Origin of the sequence: Streptomyces sp. NRRL B-3229 (assembly GCF_000719505.1) — a bacterium.
Lineage (GTDB): Bacteria > Actinomycetota > Actinomycetes > Streptomycetales > Streptomycetaceae > Streptomyces > Streptomyces griseorubiginosus.
The window spans coordinates 167,477-183,222 of sequence record NZ_JOGP01000006.1 but is presented as its reverse complement, the minus strand read 5'-3'; the positions used below and the strand labels follow the sequence as shown (position 1 = coordinate 183,222).

11 protein-coding genes and 1 riboswitch are annotated in these 15,746 nt (G+C 72.2%); of the genes, 4 read left to right on the top strand and 7 right to left on the bottom strand.

Going from position 1 to position 15,746, the window contains the following annotated elements; all coding sequences use genetic code 11:
- Positions 1 to 53: 53 nt before the first annotated feature.
- Entirely contained in the window at positions 54 to 1,115 is a 1,062-nt protein-coding gene (locus IF54_RS0111095) for an NlpC/P60 family protein (RefSeq protein WP_030317150.1), read from the bottom strand.
- 455 nt (positions 1,116 to 1,570) lie between these two features.
- Here IF54_RS0111095 and IF54_RS0111090 point away from each other — a divergent pair, with 455 nt between their 5' ends.
- Complete coding sequence (locus IF54_RS0111090) at positions 1,571 to 1,924, top strand: hypothetical protein (protein ID WP_030317148.1); 354 nt, start codon at positions 1,571 to 1,573, stop codon at positions 1,922 to 1,924.
- Here the strand turns inward: IF54_RS0111090 and IF54_RS0111085 are convergent.
- Entirely contained in the window at positions 1,902 to 2,885 is a 984-nt protein-coding gene (locus IF54_RS0111085) for a tellurite resistance/C4-dicarboxylate transporter family protein (protein ID WP_030317143.1), read from the bottom strand. The genes IF54_RS0111090 and IF54_RS0111085 overlap by 23 nt on opposite strands.
- 101 nt (positions 2,886 to 2,986) lie before the next feature.
- Positions 2,987 to 4,144: a C40 family peptidase gene (locus tag IF54_RS0111080; protein WP_030317141.1), complete on the bottom strand. Its 1,158-nt coding sequence runs from the start codon at positions 4,142 to 4,144 to the stop codon at positions 2,987 to 2,989.
- An 8-nt stretch (positions 4,145 to 4,152) separates the two neighbouring features.
- Positions 4,153 to 4,299: riboswitch (cyclic di-AMP (ydaO/yuaA leader) on the bottom strand.
- Positions 4,300 to 4,777: 478 nt separating this feature from the next.
- Between IF54_RS0111080 and pcrA the strand changes: the two genes are divergently transcribed.
- A complete protein-coding gene (gene pcrA, locus IF54_RS0111075) occupies positions 4,778 to 7,261 on the top strand; it encodes a DNA helicase PcrA (protein WP_030317139.1) in 2,484 nt (827 codons plus the stop codon).
- Positions 7,262 to 7,408: 147 nt separating this feature from the next.
- Here pcrA and IF54_RS0111070 read toward each other — a convergent pair whose 3' ends face one another.
- Positions 7,409 to 8,950 (bottom strand): M23 family metallopeptidase, encoded by a 1,542-nt coding sequence (locus IF54_RS0111070; RefSeq protein WP_030317136.1) that lies wholly within the window; start codon positions 8,948 to 8,950, stop codon positions 7,409 to 7,411.
- Positions 8,951 to 9,266: 316 nt separating this feature from the next.
- Positions 9,267 to 10,136 carry a lipase family alpha/beta hydrolase gene (locus tag IF54_RS0111065; protein WP_030317134.1) on the bottom strand — a complete coding sequence of 290 codons (870 nt, stop codon included), beginning with the start codon at positions 10,134 to 10,136 and terminating at the stop codon, positions 9,267 to 9,269.
- Between the two features lie 549 nt (positions 10,137 to 10,685).
- Between IF54_RS0111065 and IF54_RS0111055 the strand changes: the two genes are divergently transcribed.
- On the top strand, positions 10,686 to 11,102 hold the full coding sequence (locus IF54_RS0111055) for a cobalamin B12-binding domain-containing protein (RefSeq protein ID WP_030317130.1): 417 nt from the start codon (positions 10,686 to 10,688) through the stop codon (positions 11,100 to 11,102).
- A gap of 232 nt (positions 11,103 to 11,334) precedes the next feature.
- On the opposite strand, the gene IF54_RS0111050 is transcribed toward IF54_RS0111055, so the two are convergent.
- Positions 11,335 to 12,954 (bottom strand): DUF5691 domain-containing protein, encoded by a 1,620-nt coding sequence (locus IF54_RS0111050; protein WP_030317128.1) that lies wholly within the window; start codon positions 12,952 to 12,954, stop codon positions 11,335 to 11,337.
- A gap of 79 nt (positions 12,955 to 13,033) precedes the next feature.
- The gene (locus tag IF54_RS0111045) at positions 13,034 to 14,389 is read right to left on the bottom strand and encodes an SWIM zinc finger family protein (protein WP_030317126.1); all 1,356 of its coding nucleotides are present in this window, start codon (positions 14,387 to 14,389) and stop codon (positions 13,034 to 13,036) included.
- Between the two features lie 157 nt (positions 14,390 to 14,546).
- On the opposite strand from IF54_RS0111045, the gene IF54_RS0111040 reads away from it, so the two are divergent.
- On the top strand, positions 14,547 to 15,677 hold the full coding sequence (locus tag IF54_RS0111040; protein WP_030317125.1) for an ATP-binding protein: 1,131 nt from the start codon (positions 14,547 to 14,549) through the stop codon (positions 15,675 to 15,677).
- The last annotated feature ends 69 nt before the right edge of the window (positions 15,678 to 15,746 follow it).

Here is a 15,746-nt window from a genome sequence, read left to right as displayed (position 1 = left end):
CCCCGCGCCTGTCCGGGGCGCGCTCGCCCGGGCCTCACTCGTCGGGGGCCCGCTCACACCACCCGGGTGGCTCCCGCGAAGGGCATCTCGTCGATCGGCGCTTCCCGTACCGGTGCCGACGGGTTCGGGGCGTGGATCATCATGCCGTTGCCGATGTAGAGGCCGACATGGCTGATGCCGGAGTAGAAGAACACCAGGTCGCCGGGGAGGAGTTCGGAGCGGGAGACGCGCCGGCCGGCGTCGATCTGGGCGTAGGTCGTGCGAGGCAGGGAGATGCCGGCGGAGCGGTACGCGGCCTGGACGAGGCCCGAGCAGTCGAAGGCGTCCGGGCCGGTGGCGCCCCAGACATAGGGGCTGCCGAGCTTGGAGTAGGCGTAGGAGACGGCTGCCGCGGCACGGGAGTTGGGGGCCTGCGCGGTGGCCGCGGCAGGTGTCGTCAGGCCCTGGCGTGCGCCCGTCGCGTCACGTGAGGCGCGAGCCCCGCCCTCACCCACCCCCGCGCGTTCCCCGGCCGGCAGCCGAGTGAGCAGGCGGCGGGCCGCCTCCAGCTTCCCGGTGATCGTCTTCTTGTGGCGCCTCAGCTCGGCCTGACGGGACTTCAGGGCATCCAGCTCGATGTGTGCGGCACCGCGCAGTTGCTCGATCTCCCGCAGCTGCCGGCGGACGTTCGCCACCGAGGCCGCCTGTCTGCTGCCGGCCCGTTCGACGAACTCGGCGCCGTCCAGGTAGTGGTCGGGGTTGTCGGAGAGGGCGAGCTGCATCGCGGGGTCGAGTCCGCCGCCCCGGTACTGCGCGGCGGCGATCGCGCCCAGCCCGTCCCGGGCATCGTTGAGCTGTGCTGTCCTGCGGGCCGCCTGGTCGCGCAGGGCGTTGAGCCGGGTTTCAGCGGCCTCCGCCTTCTCCTTCGCGCCGTTGTACTTCTCGGTGGCGGTCTCCGCCTCCTGGTAGAGCTGGTCCACCTTGGCCTTGACCTGCGCGGGCGTGAGCTGCGGCTCGGCGTGCCCGGTCCCGTCGAAGCCCGCCGCGGTCGCCGCCCCGGCGAGGGCGATCGTCGCCGCCGTACGGACCGTATGGCCGCCGGCCGAGCGTTGACGGGGCTTGCGGTGCGCTGCCACGTGGACTGCACGTCCTTTCGTCCGACCGCCGCCCCGGGACCCAGGGACGTACGGACGCCAGGAGGGAGCGGCCGTACGACCGCCCGGGGCGGTGTGCGCGTCCGGCGACGGCCCACACAGGGGGAGCGGACCGCCGCCGGACCTTCTCGGCGGTGGTGGCCGACTGCCGCCCCTGGCCCGGGCGGCGGTGGGGAGCCGGTCACCTGGTGGAGGACGCTAAACCTGCCTGTGTCCGGGAGGTAACGCGTTGTGCGGAAGTGCCGTCAGGTAATCGACTGGTGACCGAAGGTGACCGCGTTGCCAGGGTGCCGCCGTCGACTTCGCGTGGTGCGCTGACCGAAGTCGGGATTTTCTGCCGCTCAGGAGGTTTGGAGTGCTACGGACCGCATATATGCAGCATCTTCCGACGGGGGCGGTGCGGCCGCACCTAGGGGGCCGCAATAGGCTCCGGCCCCATGGACGTACTCATCCATCTCTTCGTCGGCCTGCACATCATCGGCATCGCCTCGCTGCTCGGCGGTTTCCTCACCCAGATGAAGGCGATGGGCCAGGGCGCCGCCCGGTTCGTCCCCGCGATGCTGCACGGCGCCGCGACCATGCTGGTCACCGGCGTGATCCTGGTCGGCCTCAACCAGGCCGACGACCAGCACGTCAACAACATCAAGATCGGCGTGAAGCTGGCCCTGTTGATCGTGATCCTCGGACTCGTCTACGTGAAGCGCGACGACGAGAAGGTCGACAAGGGGCTGTTCGGCCTGGTCGGCGCGCTGACCACGGCCAACGTCTTCATCGCGGTTCTGTGGACCTGAGAGCGGCACGCGCCTCGGCGACCGCTCCCACGGCGACGGCCAGCCAGGCCGCCACCGCGATCCACAGCAGCACCTCACCCGGCACCTTCAGCCAGGAGACGTCCACGGCGGCGGCGACGGACAGGGTCGCCGCGGCGGACATGCCCATGGGGAAGACGGTGGCCCAGCGCCGCACGTCGTAGCGCGGCCGCGGCCGCATGCACTCGGCCACCAGCAGCACGGCGTACCAGGCCAGGTCCAGCACCAGCAGCGTGACGGTCACCGCGCGCAGTACGCCCAGGTCGTCGTCGTTCCACAGGTACAGGGGCGCGCTGTCCGCGGCGATCAGCTGCGCGCCGACCAGGGCCGAGATGCCGAGCGCGCCGCCCGCGATCCAGTGGTCCCCGTGGCCCTCGAGCACCTGGCGCGGGTCGAAGCGGAAGAGCGCGACGCCGTAGAGGACCAGACCGAGCCAGAACAGCACGAGCGCGGTGTGCGCGAGCCAGGCCGCAGACTCGGCCGTCGCGAGGGTGGCGCCGAGGACCGCGAGACCCTCGGTCGCCACGCAGCTCAGGAACACTCCGCCGGGCATCCGCCGTGTCCAGTGGCGCACGACGAACACGATCAGCACCGGCCACAGCAGCGCGGCCAGCGCGAGCAGCGCCTCGGCCAGGGACTGCCGGCCGAGCGCGGAGAAGCGGGTGCCGAGGACGGTGGTCGCCGCCACCGCGGTCAGGGCGCCCGGCGTCCCGGCCTCGGCGGCCCATCGGGCGCGCTCCCGCAGCAGTCGTACGGCGAACTCGGCGGCCAGTCCCAGCCAGGCCGCGCAGCCGATCACCAGGGCGATCCGGGACAGCGTCTCGTAGCCCGTCAGATGCAGCCCGACCGACAGGATGCCGGTCGCCAGCACGGCGGCCCCGGCGGCGGGCGGGCGCTGCGTCCACCAGACGCGCAAGGGGGAGTGCGGGGAGGTACCGGCCATGGACCGATGCTAGGAAGCTCCGCGCGGCCCGTGAGCGGGGCGCGCACGCGCGCGTGGGGGAAATCGCGCGGGCGCAGGTGCGCCGCCCGAGTCACGGGACCTCATGCCGGTCGCACCACGCTGTGGATCGCCGACTCGCCGTCGTAGTAGATCGACTCCTCGCGGACGTACGCGCCCGGCTTGGGGGCGTGGATCATCATGCCGTTGCCGATGTAGAGGCCGACGTGGCTGATGTCGTCGTAGAAGAAGACCAGGTCGCCGGGCTGGGCGTCGGCCAGGGAGACCGTGGTGCCGGCGTTGACCTGGTCGTAGGTGACGCGGGGGAGGGTGACGCCGGCGGCCTTCCAGGCGGCCTGGGTGAGGCCCGAGCAGTCGTAGGACCCGGGGCCGGTGGCGCCCCACACATAGGGTTTGCCGATCTGCGCCCGGGCGAAGGCGAGGGCCTTGGCGGCCCTGGTGGCGTACGAGGGGTCGGTCGCCGTCGAGGTGCCGGTGCCCGGCGTGCTCTCCTGCCGGCCCGCCTCCTGACCCGCCCCCTGCGCGGCCTTCTCCGCGGCCGCCTGCTGCCGGGCCAGCTCCGCCGCCTTGCGGGCCGCGGCCTCCTGCTTCAGCTTCTCGATCGCCGCGAGGCGAGCCTTCTCCTGGGCCGTCAGCTCCGACAGCAGCTCGCGCGCGTCGGCGAGCTTCTTCTGGACGGTCGCCTTCGCGGTCTTCAGGTCGCTCTGCGTCTCGGTGAGCGACTGGAGGCTCTGGGAGGCCTCCTGACGCTTCTTCATCGTCGCCGACTGCTCGGAGACGTAGTCGTCCACCGCGCCCTTCTGACGGCTCGTGAGGCGGCCCATCAGCTGCGTCTGGTCGAAGTAGTCCTGCGGGGTGTCGGCGAGCAGGAAGGTCGCGGTGCCGGGCGCGGCGGCCCCGGTGCGGTACTGCTCGGCGGCGAAGGAACCGAGCTCCTCCCGCGCCTGGTTGAGTTTCTCGGTGCGCCGCGCGACGTCGTCGAGGAGGGTGTCGACCCGCTTGCGCTGCTTGGTCGTCCTCTCCTTGGCCGCGTTGTAGGTGTCGGTCGCCGACTCGGCCTGGCGGTAGAGGTCGTCGACCTTCTTCTCGACCTCTTCGAGACTGGCTCGGTCATCGGCCGGCGCGGCGTTCGCCGACTGGGACAGCAGGGCCACGGAGGTGAGGGCGGCCGTCGCGAGGGCCGGGGTCCGTATGCCTGCTACGCGCGTACCAGCGGGACGCGACTTGCGGTGCGACGCCAAGGGAGGCGACTCCTTCCGTGCTCCGCCTACCGGGTTAGCTGTCGGGTTCGGGCGGGAAGGGTTGCCCTACGGCGCTCCCGTGGGCGGGAGTCGGCCGATTCACCCCGGGGTTCGGTGGGTCCCCGGCTCCGGGCGCGCGGCGGCGCTGTCGGACTCGGCGGAGGCCGCGCGGCCCGGCGACGTTCGCCGGAGGGGGTCGTACGGCCTACCGGGAACGGTAGCCAACTGGTGCGGCCCCTGTGAAGGTTGATGTTCGATATGCCCGATACATTTTCGTGACCTTCGGGCAGGGGCGCGTCTCTGACCCGTGATCTTCAGTCAGGGGTGCGTGCCCGTGACCTTCGATCAGGCGGGCGTGCCTGACGGTCGGCGCCGAGTGGTCTGTCGCGGCTCGAGTGCTCTGGTGGGGCGTGCTCGCGAGGCGGAGGAAGGGCGGTTCGGCGCGGTCGCTGTGCCCGTCCGGTGGGCCGCGGAGCGTGACGGGGTGGTTCCGGAGGGTCCTGGACCGGCGTCGGGCGGACGGGCCGGGGCAGGTGCCGCGGACCTGCGCCCGGGCGCCGGGCGTCCCCGATTCCGGCGATGTTCTCAGGGCGGCGGCGGGCTGTCAGTGGGGCACCCTAGACTCGGAGAGCGATGAGCAGCCTCTTTGACGACAGCTTCCTGGCGGACCTCCAGGCCCCTCGCGGGCACGCGGAGGAACCCCCGCCGCCGCCCGAGGACGACCACGTGCCGGAACCCGTTCCGGACGATCTGTTCGGCGGGAAGTTCGACGTGCCCCCGGACCGGGACGCCTACTACCGCGACGGCGCCCCCCGCCCCGTGCTGGACCCGGCCGCGCTCCTGGACGGGCTGAACGAGAACCAGCGCGCCGCCGTCGTGCACTCCGGCACCCCGCTGCTCATCGTGGCCGGCGCCGGCTCCGGCAAGACCCGGGTGCTTACACACCGCATCGCCCACCTCCTCGGCGAGCGCCAGGTCCACCCGGGCCAGATCCTCGCGATCACCTTCACCAACAAGGCCGCCGGCGAGATGAAGGAGCGCGTCGAGCAGCTCGTCGGCCCGCGGGCCAACGCGATGTGGGTCATGACCTTCCACAGCGCCTGCGTGCGGATCCTGCGCAGGGAGTCGAAGAAGCTCGGGTTCACCTCCTCCTTCTCGATCTACGACGCCGCCGACTCCAAGCGTCTGATGGCCCTGGTCTGCCGCGATCTGGACCTCGACCCCAAGAAGTTCCCGCCGAAGTCCTTCAGCGCCAAGATCAGCAACCTGAAGAACGAGCTGATCGACGAGGAGGACTTCGCCGCCCAGGCCGCCGACGGCTTCGAGAAGACCCTCGCCCAGGCCTACGCCATGTACCAGTCGCGGCTGCGCGAGGCCAACGCCCTCGACTTCGACGACCTGATCATGACGACGGTCAACCTGCTGCGCGCCTTCCCGGACGTCGCCGAGCACTACCGCCGCCGCTTCCGGCATGTCCTCGTCGACGAGTACCAGGACACCAACCACGCCCAGTACGCGCTGGTCAGGGAGCTGGTCGGCACCTCCGAGCACCCCGTCGACGTACCACCGGGCGAGCACGACCTGCCGCCCGCCGAGCTCTGTGTCGTCGGTGACGCCGACCAGTCGATCTACGCCTTCCGCGGTGCGACCATCCGCAACATCCTCCAGTTCGAGGAGGACTACCCGGACGCGACGACGATCCTCCTGGAGCAGAACTACCGCTCCACCCAGACGATCCTCACCGCCGCCAACGCCGTCATCGAGCGCAACGAGTCCCGCCGCCCCAAGAACCTGTGGACCAACGCCGGCGCGGGCGCGCGCATCACCGGCTATGTCGCCGACACCGAGCACGACGAGGCGCAGTTCGTCGCCGACGAGATAGACCGTCTCACCGACGCGGGCGACGCGAAGGCCGGCGATGTCGCGGTCTTCTACCGCACCAACGCACAGTCCCGTGTCTTCGAAGAGGTCTTCATCCGCGTCGGCCTGCCCTACAAGGTCGTCGGCGGCGTCCGCTTCTACGAGCGCAAGGAGGTCCGGGACGTCCTGGCCTACCTGCGCGTCCTCGCCAACCCGGAGGACTCGGTGCCGCTGCGCCGGATCCTCAACGTGCCCAAGCGGGGCATCGGCGACCGCGCGGAAGCGATGATCGACGCCCTCTCCCAGCGCGAGAAGATCAGCTTCCCGCAGGCGCTCAAGCGCGTCGACGAGGCGTACGGCATGGCCGCGCGCTCCACCAACGCCGTCAAGCGCTTCAACGTGCTGATGGAGGAGCTCCGGACCATCGTCGAGTCCGGCGCGGGCCCGGCGACCGTCCTGGAAGCCGTCCTCGAACGCACCGGTTACCTCGCCGAGTTGCAGGCCTCCACCGACCCCCAGGACGAGACCCGCATCGAGAACCTCCAGGAACTCGCCGCCGTGGCCCTGGAGTTCGAGCAGGAGTCCGGCGAGGGCGAGGAGACCGGCTCGCTCTCCGACTTCCTGGAGCGGGTCGCGCTCGTCGCCGACTCCGACCAGATCCCCGACGAGGACGAGGACGGCTCCGGCGTCATCACCCTGATGACCCTGCACACCGCCAAGGGCCTGGAGTTCCCGGTCGTCTTCCTCACCGGCATGGAGGACGGCGTTTTCCCGCACATGCGCGCCCTCGGCCAGACCAAGGAACTGGAGGAGGAGCGGCGCCTTGCGTACGTCGGCATCACGCGCGCGCGTGAGCGGCTGTACCTGACCCGGTCCTCCCTGCGCAGCGCCTGGGGGCAGCCGTCGTACAACCCGCCCTCCCGCTTCCTGGAGGAGATTCCGGCACAGCACGTCGACTGGAAGCGCACGGGGGCGACCGCCGCTCCCGCGGGACCGGTCTCGGGCATCGCCGCCTCGCTGTCCTCGTCCCGGTCGCGTTCCTCGGCGTCGGGTGCGTCCGGCTTCGCGACGCGCCGGACCTCGGAGAAGCCGGTGGTCGCGCTCGCTGTCGGCGACCGGGTCACGCACGACCAGTTCGGGCTGGGCACCGTGGTCGGGGTCAAGGGCACCGGCGCCAACGCCGAGGCGACCATCGACTTCGGGGAGGCCAAGCCGAAGCGGCTGCTGCTGCGGTACGCGCCGGTGGAGAAGCTGTAGCTGCGCGAAAGCGAAAGGGCCGGTCCGGGGGTTCTGCTCCGGGTCCGGCCCGGTATGTACGGCCTGGGTCGACTCGTGGGTCGGGTTCGTACGGCCCGGGCGGCTGGTGTTTCGGTTCGTACGGCCCGGGGCGGTTGGTGGTTCGGGTTACGTCGGGTCCAGCCCGTGGCTGCGCAGCCACGGCAGGGGGTCTATGGCCGCACCGCCGGCCGGGTGCACTTCGAAGTGCAGGTGGGGGCCGGTCGAGTTGCCGGAGTTGCCGGAGTAGGCGATCGGGTCGCCGGCCTTGACCGTCGTACCGGAGGAGACGCGGTAGCTGGAGAGGTGGCAGTACCACGTCTCCGTGCCGTCCTTCGCCGTCACGACCATCATGTTGCCGTACGCGCTGTTCCACTGCGTGCGCACGGTGCCGTCGGTCGCGGCCATCACCGTCGTGCCGTACGACACCGGGAAGTCGATGCCGGTGTGGACGGACATCCAGTTGACGCCGGCCTGCCCGAAGTAGGCGCTGAGACCGCGCTGCGCGACCGGGAGGGCGAACTTCGGGCGCAGCCGCTCCTTGCGGGCCGCCTCCTCCGCCGCCTTCCTCTTCTCGGCCACCTGCTGGGCCTTGAGGTCGATGCGTTCCTGAGTACGGCTGGCCCGGTCGGCGAAGTCGTCGGCGCCGGCCGAGAGGCTCTCGAGCTGGGTGGCCAGCTTGTCGTTCGCGACGGACGGCTTGACCGCGGTCGGGTCCGCCAGCGTCTTCGCGGTGCTCTGCTCGCCGCCGGTCAGCGTGCCGACCGAGGCGGCGGCGATCCCGGCGACCCCCATGACACACGCCGAGGGAACGGCGATCGTCAGCAGCGCGGAGCGCTTCGCGGGCGTACGGCGGCGGGAGCGGTTGGCGGTGCGGGCGGCGACGCGGGAGCCCGGGGCGGGCGCCTCGGCCGAGGGAGCCTCCTCCTGGTCGTCCAGGAGCCGGCCGTCGATGTCGTGCACGGCGGGCATCTCGCCGGTCCCGGTGAGGGCGGTGTCGGTGGACTCGCCGTCGTGCGAGGTGTGTTCGGCGTAGCCGTCGCCGTAAGGATTCGCCTCGTCGTACGCGTGGCCGTCGGCGTAGGCGTGGGTCTCGTCGTACGCGTGGCCCTCGTCGTAACCGGCCTGCTCGAAGGTCGTCGTCGCCTGCGGGTCGGCCGCCGGGCCGTCGGAGTTCCACTGCGTCGCGTCGTACGCGCCGGTGTCGAAGGCCTGCGTGCCCCATTCCCACTGCTGGGTCCGGTCGGCCTGGTGCGCGGAGGGGTCGAGCTGCTGCCAGGCGCCTGCGTCCCACTCGCCGCTGTGGTCGGGGCCGCCCGACTGCGGGGGGATCGCGCCGAGGTGCTGCTGGTCGCCGCTCCACTGCGTGGCGTCGTACGCGCCGGTGTCGTAGGCGGCGTGGTGCTGGGCCGCGTACATGTCGTAGTTCAGGGTCTGGTGGCCGCCGGTGTTCCACGTGGAGGCGTCGTAGGAACCGGTGCCGTCGCCCGGCATGTTGCCGAAGAGCGGGTCGGTCTCGAAGGTGCCGGTGGCGTTTGAGGCGTCCGAGGCCGGGAAACCAGTGGCGTCGTAACCGCCGTACGTGGTGAAGTCGCCGTACTGGGCCTCCTGGGAGCCGTACGACGCATAGGGCGACGAGTCGGCGTCGGAAGCCGGAGCCGGGGTGGTCATTGTCCCCGACGGGTGACGGTCGTTCACCAACTTCTCTTTCGCCTCGACAACAGGGGCTGCCAGAGCAGTGCGGCGACTGTACCCGGCGGTACGCGGGCGCGACAATCTTCAACTGGTTTCGGGCGCGCAGGAAACGGGCATTCGGCCGTGTTTCGGGGGAGTGCGGGCGCGAGTTTGGCCCTGTGTTCGAGAGTTGTTCGATGCCGGTTGGCGGCCTGAAGGCTGTCGGCGGGCTGTTGACGCCCTGTCGACGCCCTGCGCCCGCCGCCCGATACGGCCCTTACTGCCGTTACGGCCCGTAAAGTCCTTACGGCCGTTACGCCACGGTCAGTCCGCCGGTGCGGCCCGCCGTCTCCTCTCCGGGGCGCGCGGTGTCGAGCACCTGCCGTATGCCGCTCGCCACGGCGGGGTGCACGGGCAGGGCGAGATGGCCGATCCCGCTCACCCGGACGTTCTCCGCCAGCAGGTCGGCGTGGTCGATGCACGCGGCATCCAGCGGGTCCATCAGGTGATCCAGGTCGCTCCAGAAGCTCACGAAGTGCGTACGGCACCCCGGAGCCGGCTGAGTGAGTTCCTCCAGCAGCTCCGAGCCGGGGCGCATCTGGCGCACGATCGGGTGCGCGTTCGCCAGTGGCGCCACCCGGGTGCCGGAGTGCGGGGTGCCGAGCGTGACCAACGTGCGGACCCGGGCGTCGCCGCCCAGACGCTGCACGTAGTACCGGGCGATGAGACCCCCGAGGCTGTGCCCGACGACATCGACCTGTCGGCTGCCCGTGCGCTCGCAGATCCCCTCGATGTGCCGGCCCAGCAGCTCCGCCGCGACGCGGATGTCGCAGGTCAGCGGGGAGTAGTTCAGGGACTCGATCTGCTGCCTGCCGTGCTGGGCGAGGCTGCGGCGCAGGAGGACGAACACGGAGCGGTTGTCGATGAAGCCGTGCAGCAGCACGACCGGCGGCTTGGCCTCGGTCGGAAGCTGGGCGGCGCCGTCCTCCGGGGAGGGGAGCGAGGGGAGCGCGGAGCGGCGCTCCTGGGCGATACCGGAGGGGTAGAGGAGGAGGTGGCCCGCGAGGATCGCCATCTCGAGGGCGGTGGCTTTCAGGAGGGCCATGGAGAGTCCCGCCAGTCTGCCGGGCAGCAGGCGCTGGCAGAGGGGGAGAAAGGGCAGCGCCGCCTTGGTGACCTTCATGGCCGACCTCCTGTCGGCACACGGGTGGACAGCTCCGTCCCCCGTGTGCGCTCGTGGGAAGCCGCGGCGAAGGTCGTCATCGGCGTCGACGGAGCGCGAGTGGGGCTCGCGGGGCGGGTGCGGCGTGCGGCGCGGGGTTCCGGGGGCGCCGGATGGTCCGGCGGTGCCGAGGAGGTGGGCGGTGCTGTTGTTGCCGTTTGTACTTGTGTTCGTCCTTGTCGGGCCGATGGTGTCCGTGGTGCTGGTGGTGCGCCGGTGACGTGAGGGGTGTCCTTGTCGGTGTGGCGACGAGGCTCCCCGCTGTCGTGCCTTACCTGTCCTGCATGCCCTTCGTGCCGTCGCCGGTGCGCCGCACCGCCGTGGCGCGCAGACTGCGGCGCGGCGGTGCGACGACCTCGTTGCGGCTCCCGAACGTGTCCCATCATCTGATTTCCCCCTCGATGACCATCGGAAACAGCCGGTCGCGGTACGGCGGCGACAACGTCCGTTCACATTCCCGGTCCGTGCGGTACTAGTCGGTAGGAACGCAGTCGCTTCATGGAGGCAGTGATGGGTGTGGCAGCCGGTCCGATCCGCGTGGTGGTGGCCAAGCCGGGGCTCGACGGGCACGACCGTGGAGCCAAGGTGATCGCGCGGGCCCTGCGTGACGCGGGCATGGAGGTCATCTACACCGGGCTCCATCAGACTCCCGAGCAGATCGTCGCCACCGCCATCCAGGAGGACGCCGACGCGATCGGCCTCTCCATCCTCTCCGGGGCCCACAACACGCTCTTCGCGGCGGTGATCGACCTGCTGAAGGAGCGGGAAGCGGAGGACATCCTCGTCTTCGGCGGCGGGATCATCCCGGAGGCGGACATCCCGGCGCTGAAGGAGAAGGGCGTCGCGGAGATCTTCACGCCGGGGGCGACTACGCAGGCGATCGTGGACTGGGTGCGGGACAATGTGCGGCGGCCGACGGGGGCGTAGGAGGCCGTGCGGTGAGTTTTGGGTGCGGACCGGTCGGGCGTGGGGAGCCTTGCGGTGAGTTTTGGGTGCGGACCGGTCGGGCGTGGGAAGTGTTGCGGTCGGTTTGCGGGGGCAGGCCGGTGGGGGCTGGTCGCGCAGTTCCCCGCGTCCCTGGGTGGTTTCGGGCAAGTCGGCCAGGCCGCCAGGCGGGTCGGCTGAGGGAACCGAACCCCCGGCGGCACGCCGGACGGCATCACGCTTCCGGCTCCCCCTCCAGTTCCTCCGCCATCGCGCCCCGCAACCGCAAGGTCGTCACCAGGCGCTGGAAGGCCTCCGCCCAATAACCCCCCGCGCCGGGGCTCGCGTCCTCTCCCTCGTCCGGGACCGCCATCAGGCCCTCCAGCCGCCCCGCCTCCCCCGGATCGAGACACCGCTCCGCCAGCCCCATCACCCCACTGAAACTCCACGGATAACTCCCCGCGTCCCGCGCGATGTTGAGCGCGTCCACCACCGCCCCTCCCAGCGGCGCAGCCCACGGCACGGTGCAGACTCCGAGCAACTGGAACGCCTCGGACAGGCCGTGCGTCGCGATGAACCCCGCCACCCACCCGGCCCGCTCCTCCGCCCCCAGGGTGCCGAGCAGCTTGGCCCGCTCGGCCAGCGACACCGCCCCCGGCCCACCGGCTTCCGGCGCCGCCGGAACCCCGAGCAGGGCGCGGGCCCACCGGGCGTCCCGTTGCCGTACGGCGGCCCGGCACCACGCCGCGTGCAGCTCGTCGCGCCAGTCGTCCGCCACCGGCAGGGACACGATCTCCTCGGGGGTCCGTCCGCCCAGCCGGTCCGGCCACCCGCTCAGCGGCGCCGCCTCCACCAACTGCCCGAACCACCACGACCGTTCACCCCGACCCGAGGGCGCCTTCGTCACGACGCCGTCGCGCTCCATGCCCGGGTCGCACTCGTGCGGTGCCTCGACGATGATCGTCGGCGTGGCATGGGTACGGTCGACGGCCACGCACGCCCCGGCCCTGACCGCCATCCGGGCCGCCAGCGCCGAGCCCGGCAGCGCCGACAGCAACTCCGCCGCCGTGGCCCGCACATTGCGGCTCCGGTCCGCGAGTGCCTGCTCCAGGAACGGCTCGTCGTCCGCGCTCAGTCCCGTCCGCAACGAGTCGAGGAACATCAGCCGGTCCTCGGCGCGCTCGGTCGCCCAGGTCGTAGCGAGCAACTCGCGGGCGGCGGCGGCCTCCCGGGCCCGGATCGCCGCGAGCAGCGCGACCCGCTCCGCGAACAGCCCCTCCTCCCAGAGCTGTCGCACCGCCGCGGTGTCCTCCGCAGGGGGCAGCGCCGTCCCGCCGCCCGGTGTCGCGCGCAGGGCGAACCGCCAGTCCGGGTTCAGCCGGGCGAGCCAGGTGGCCCGCGGTCCCGCGAAGGCCAGTGCGGCCGGCCGCAGGTCCGTACGCCCCCGGGCCGCGTCCAGCAGGGCGGGCACCAACTGCGGGGGCGCCGCGTAGCCGTGTGCGTTGGCCGCCGAGAGCCACTGCGGCAACAGCTCCATCAGATCCGGTGCCGTTCCCCTGCGGCCACTGCTTCCCGCGCCCGGCCGGTCGGCCAGCAGCATCGAGAGCCGACGGGACGCGGCGGCGGGCAGCGCAGGGCGGGAGTCCTCTGGCGCGGGCTGCGGGCGCTCCGCCGCACGCGTGGGCCGCAGTCCGGCCCGTCGCCGTACGGTCTCCACGGCCGCCGCGTCCAGCAGAGCCGTCGGTGCGTCGGGGCCGGGGACGACGCCGGGCGGCGTACGGCGCGCGGTGCCGAGCAGAGCCGAGGTGACCAGCTCCTCCCAGACGTCCGGGGCGGGGGCGGAGGTCTTGTTCATGCGGTTCCTTTCCGTCCGGTCGGGGTGGGGGGTTTCGTGCGACATGTGCGCGTGGTCGCAGCCGGCCGTCTGGTGTCGGTCAGCACAGTTGCACCGCCTCGCCCGCGCCCTCCGGCCAGGCCGTCAGGGGGGTGAAACCTCGGTGGCCGCACTCGCCGAAGACCTTGACCGGGGCGCCGCCCGAGAGGGCGACCAGGCGCCACAGGCCGGGGCGGGAGCGGGCGGAGGGGGTGAGGGGCAGCGCCGAGTCGCCGTCGGCGTCGGCCAGTTGCCAGGAGTCGCCGTCCGGGGCCGGTATCACCCGGTCCAGGGTCACGGGGACGGAGTCCAGCCAGGGGTCGTCCCGCAGTGCCTCGCCGTAACGGGCGGCCGCCTGGTCCGTCGACACTCCCGGTGGCCGGGTCGCCGAGGGCGCGGGGGGTGCGAACTGCTCGCCGAGGGCCGCGCGGAGCTGCCCCTTGCCGGGGTAGGCGGACACCTCCGCCTCCAGCTCCAGCCCCACCGGCAGCGCCAACTCGGGGGCGCGGCCGGCGGCGCCGTAAGAGAGGAGCAGTGCGGTGCGGCCCGAGTCCGTGCCGTGCAGCCAGATCCGGCGGGTCGTCAGGCGGGCGTCCGCGGTGTCGTACTGGGCGAGGACCAGCCAGCGGTCCCGGAGCGGCGGTCCGTCGGCCGAGGCGGGCAGCCCGATCCGGGAACGGACCGTCGACGCCAGGCCGTCCGGCAGCCGCTCGCGGCGCAGCCAGCCCTGGTCGAGGAGGTGAATGAGGGCGCACTCCTCCAGCAACCGCACCGGCCAGCCAGGACCGGACGACGGGATCGACCCCAACTCCCGCACCCGGGAGGCGAGCCCCGGCGCCTGCGCGTCGACCATGCGGGCCGCGGTCTCCTCCCACAGGCCGTACCCGGCCTGCTCCGCCCCCGCAAGACCGCCGCGCAGCAGGTCGGTCAGCCGCTGCTCCAGCTCCGTGGCGCCCGCCGTGATCCGCACGGCCCGGCGCTCCGCCCTGCGCCGCGCCCCCTCCGGATCACTGGCGCCGGCGTCTGAACCGGCTGACTCCGCCGTCCCCTTCTCCTGCGCCCGCTGCCTTCTCCCCTCTATCCACTGCCCCGCCCAGTCCGGTGCCGGCCCCGGCGGCACCGCACCCTCCCCGCCCGCCCAGAGCAGCAGCAGCCCGAGCGCGTGTTTGCACGGGAACTTGCGGCTGGGGCAACTGCACTTGTACGCGGGCCCCGTCGCGTCCGCGAGGTCGATGACCGTCTGATACGGCTTGCTGCCGCTGCCCTTGCACAGCCCCCACACCGTCCCCTCCTCGGAACTGCCCGCCTCGGACCACGGACCGGCCGCGCCGAGTTTGCTTCCCGCTTTGCGTGAGGCGGCGTCAGGAGCCAGTGCCAGCACCTGATCCGCCGTCCAGCGCACCCCCTGCTGAGTCATGACATCGAAGGTAGATCCCCCCACTGACAATCGGCCTCGGACCGGCGGCCCTCCCGACCCCGCTGAACACGTTTCCGCAGGTCGGATCGCATTGTCAGTGGCGTGGTGCACGGTTGGTGGCAGATCCGAACCGGCCGAGCTGGAGGGGGCCTCAGCCATGACTGTGTCTGTTGAACCGACGTCCGTGGAACCGAAGCAGGGGGAACCGGCCGAGGCGTTGCGGCCGCATGCCGAGGAAGCGTTCGCCGATGAGCTCGCCGCGCTGGCCGCGCAGGACGACCGCCCGCGCCCGGCCCGCTGGAAGCTGTCGCCGTGGGCGGTGGCGACCTACCTGCTCGGCGGCATCCTGCCCGACGGCACGGTGATCACCCCGAAGTACGTCGGCCCGCGCCGCCTGGTCGAAGTCGCCGTCACGACCCTCGCCACCGACCGCGCCCTGCTCCTGCTGGGCGTGCCGGGCACCGCGAAGACCTGGGTCTCCGAGCATCTGGCCGCGGCGGTCAGCGGCGACTCCACCCTGCTCGTGCAGGGGACCGCGGGCACCCCGGAGGAGGCGATCCGGTACGGCTGGAACTACGCCCAGCTGCTCGCCAACGGCCCGAGCCGCGACGCCCTCGTGCCCAGCCCGGTGATGCGGGCCATGGCGGAGGGGATGACGGCCCGGGTGGAGGAGCTCACGCGCATCCCGGCCGACGTACAGGACTCGCTGATCACGATCCTGTCCGAGAAGACCCTGCCGATACCGGAGTTGGGCCAGGAGGTGCAGGCGGTCCGCGGCTTCAACCTCATCGCCACGGCCAACGACCGCGACCGCGGGGTCAACGACCTCTCCAGCGCCCTGCGCCGCCGCTTCAACACGGTCGTGCTGCCGCTGCCGGAGAGCGTCGAGGCGGAGGTCGACATCGTCTCGCGCCGCGTCGACCAGATCGGCCGCTCCCTCGACCTGCCGGCGGCGCCCGACGGCATCGCCGAGATCCGCCGGGTCGTCACGGTCTTCCGCGAGCTGCGCGACGGCGTGACCTCCGACGGCCGCACCAAGCTCAAGTCGCCCAGCGGCACGCTGTCGACCGCCGAGGCGATCTCGGTGGTCACCAACGGGCTCGCCCTCGCCGCCCACTTCGGCGACGGCGTCCTGCGGGCCGGCGACGTCGCCGCGGGCATCCTCGGCGCGGTCGTCCGCGACCCGGCGGCGGACCGGGTCATCTGGCAGGAGTACCTGGAGGCGGTCGTCCGGGAACGGGACGGCTGGAAGGACTTCTACCGGGCCTGCCGGGAGGTCAGTGCGTGAGCGGCGACCTGAGGCGGGGCGGTCGTACGGGCGGAGGACGGAGACAGGGACGGGTGACAGCTCGGCGTC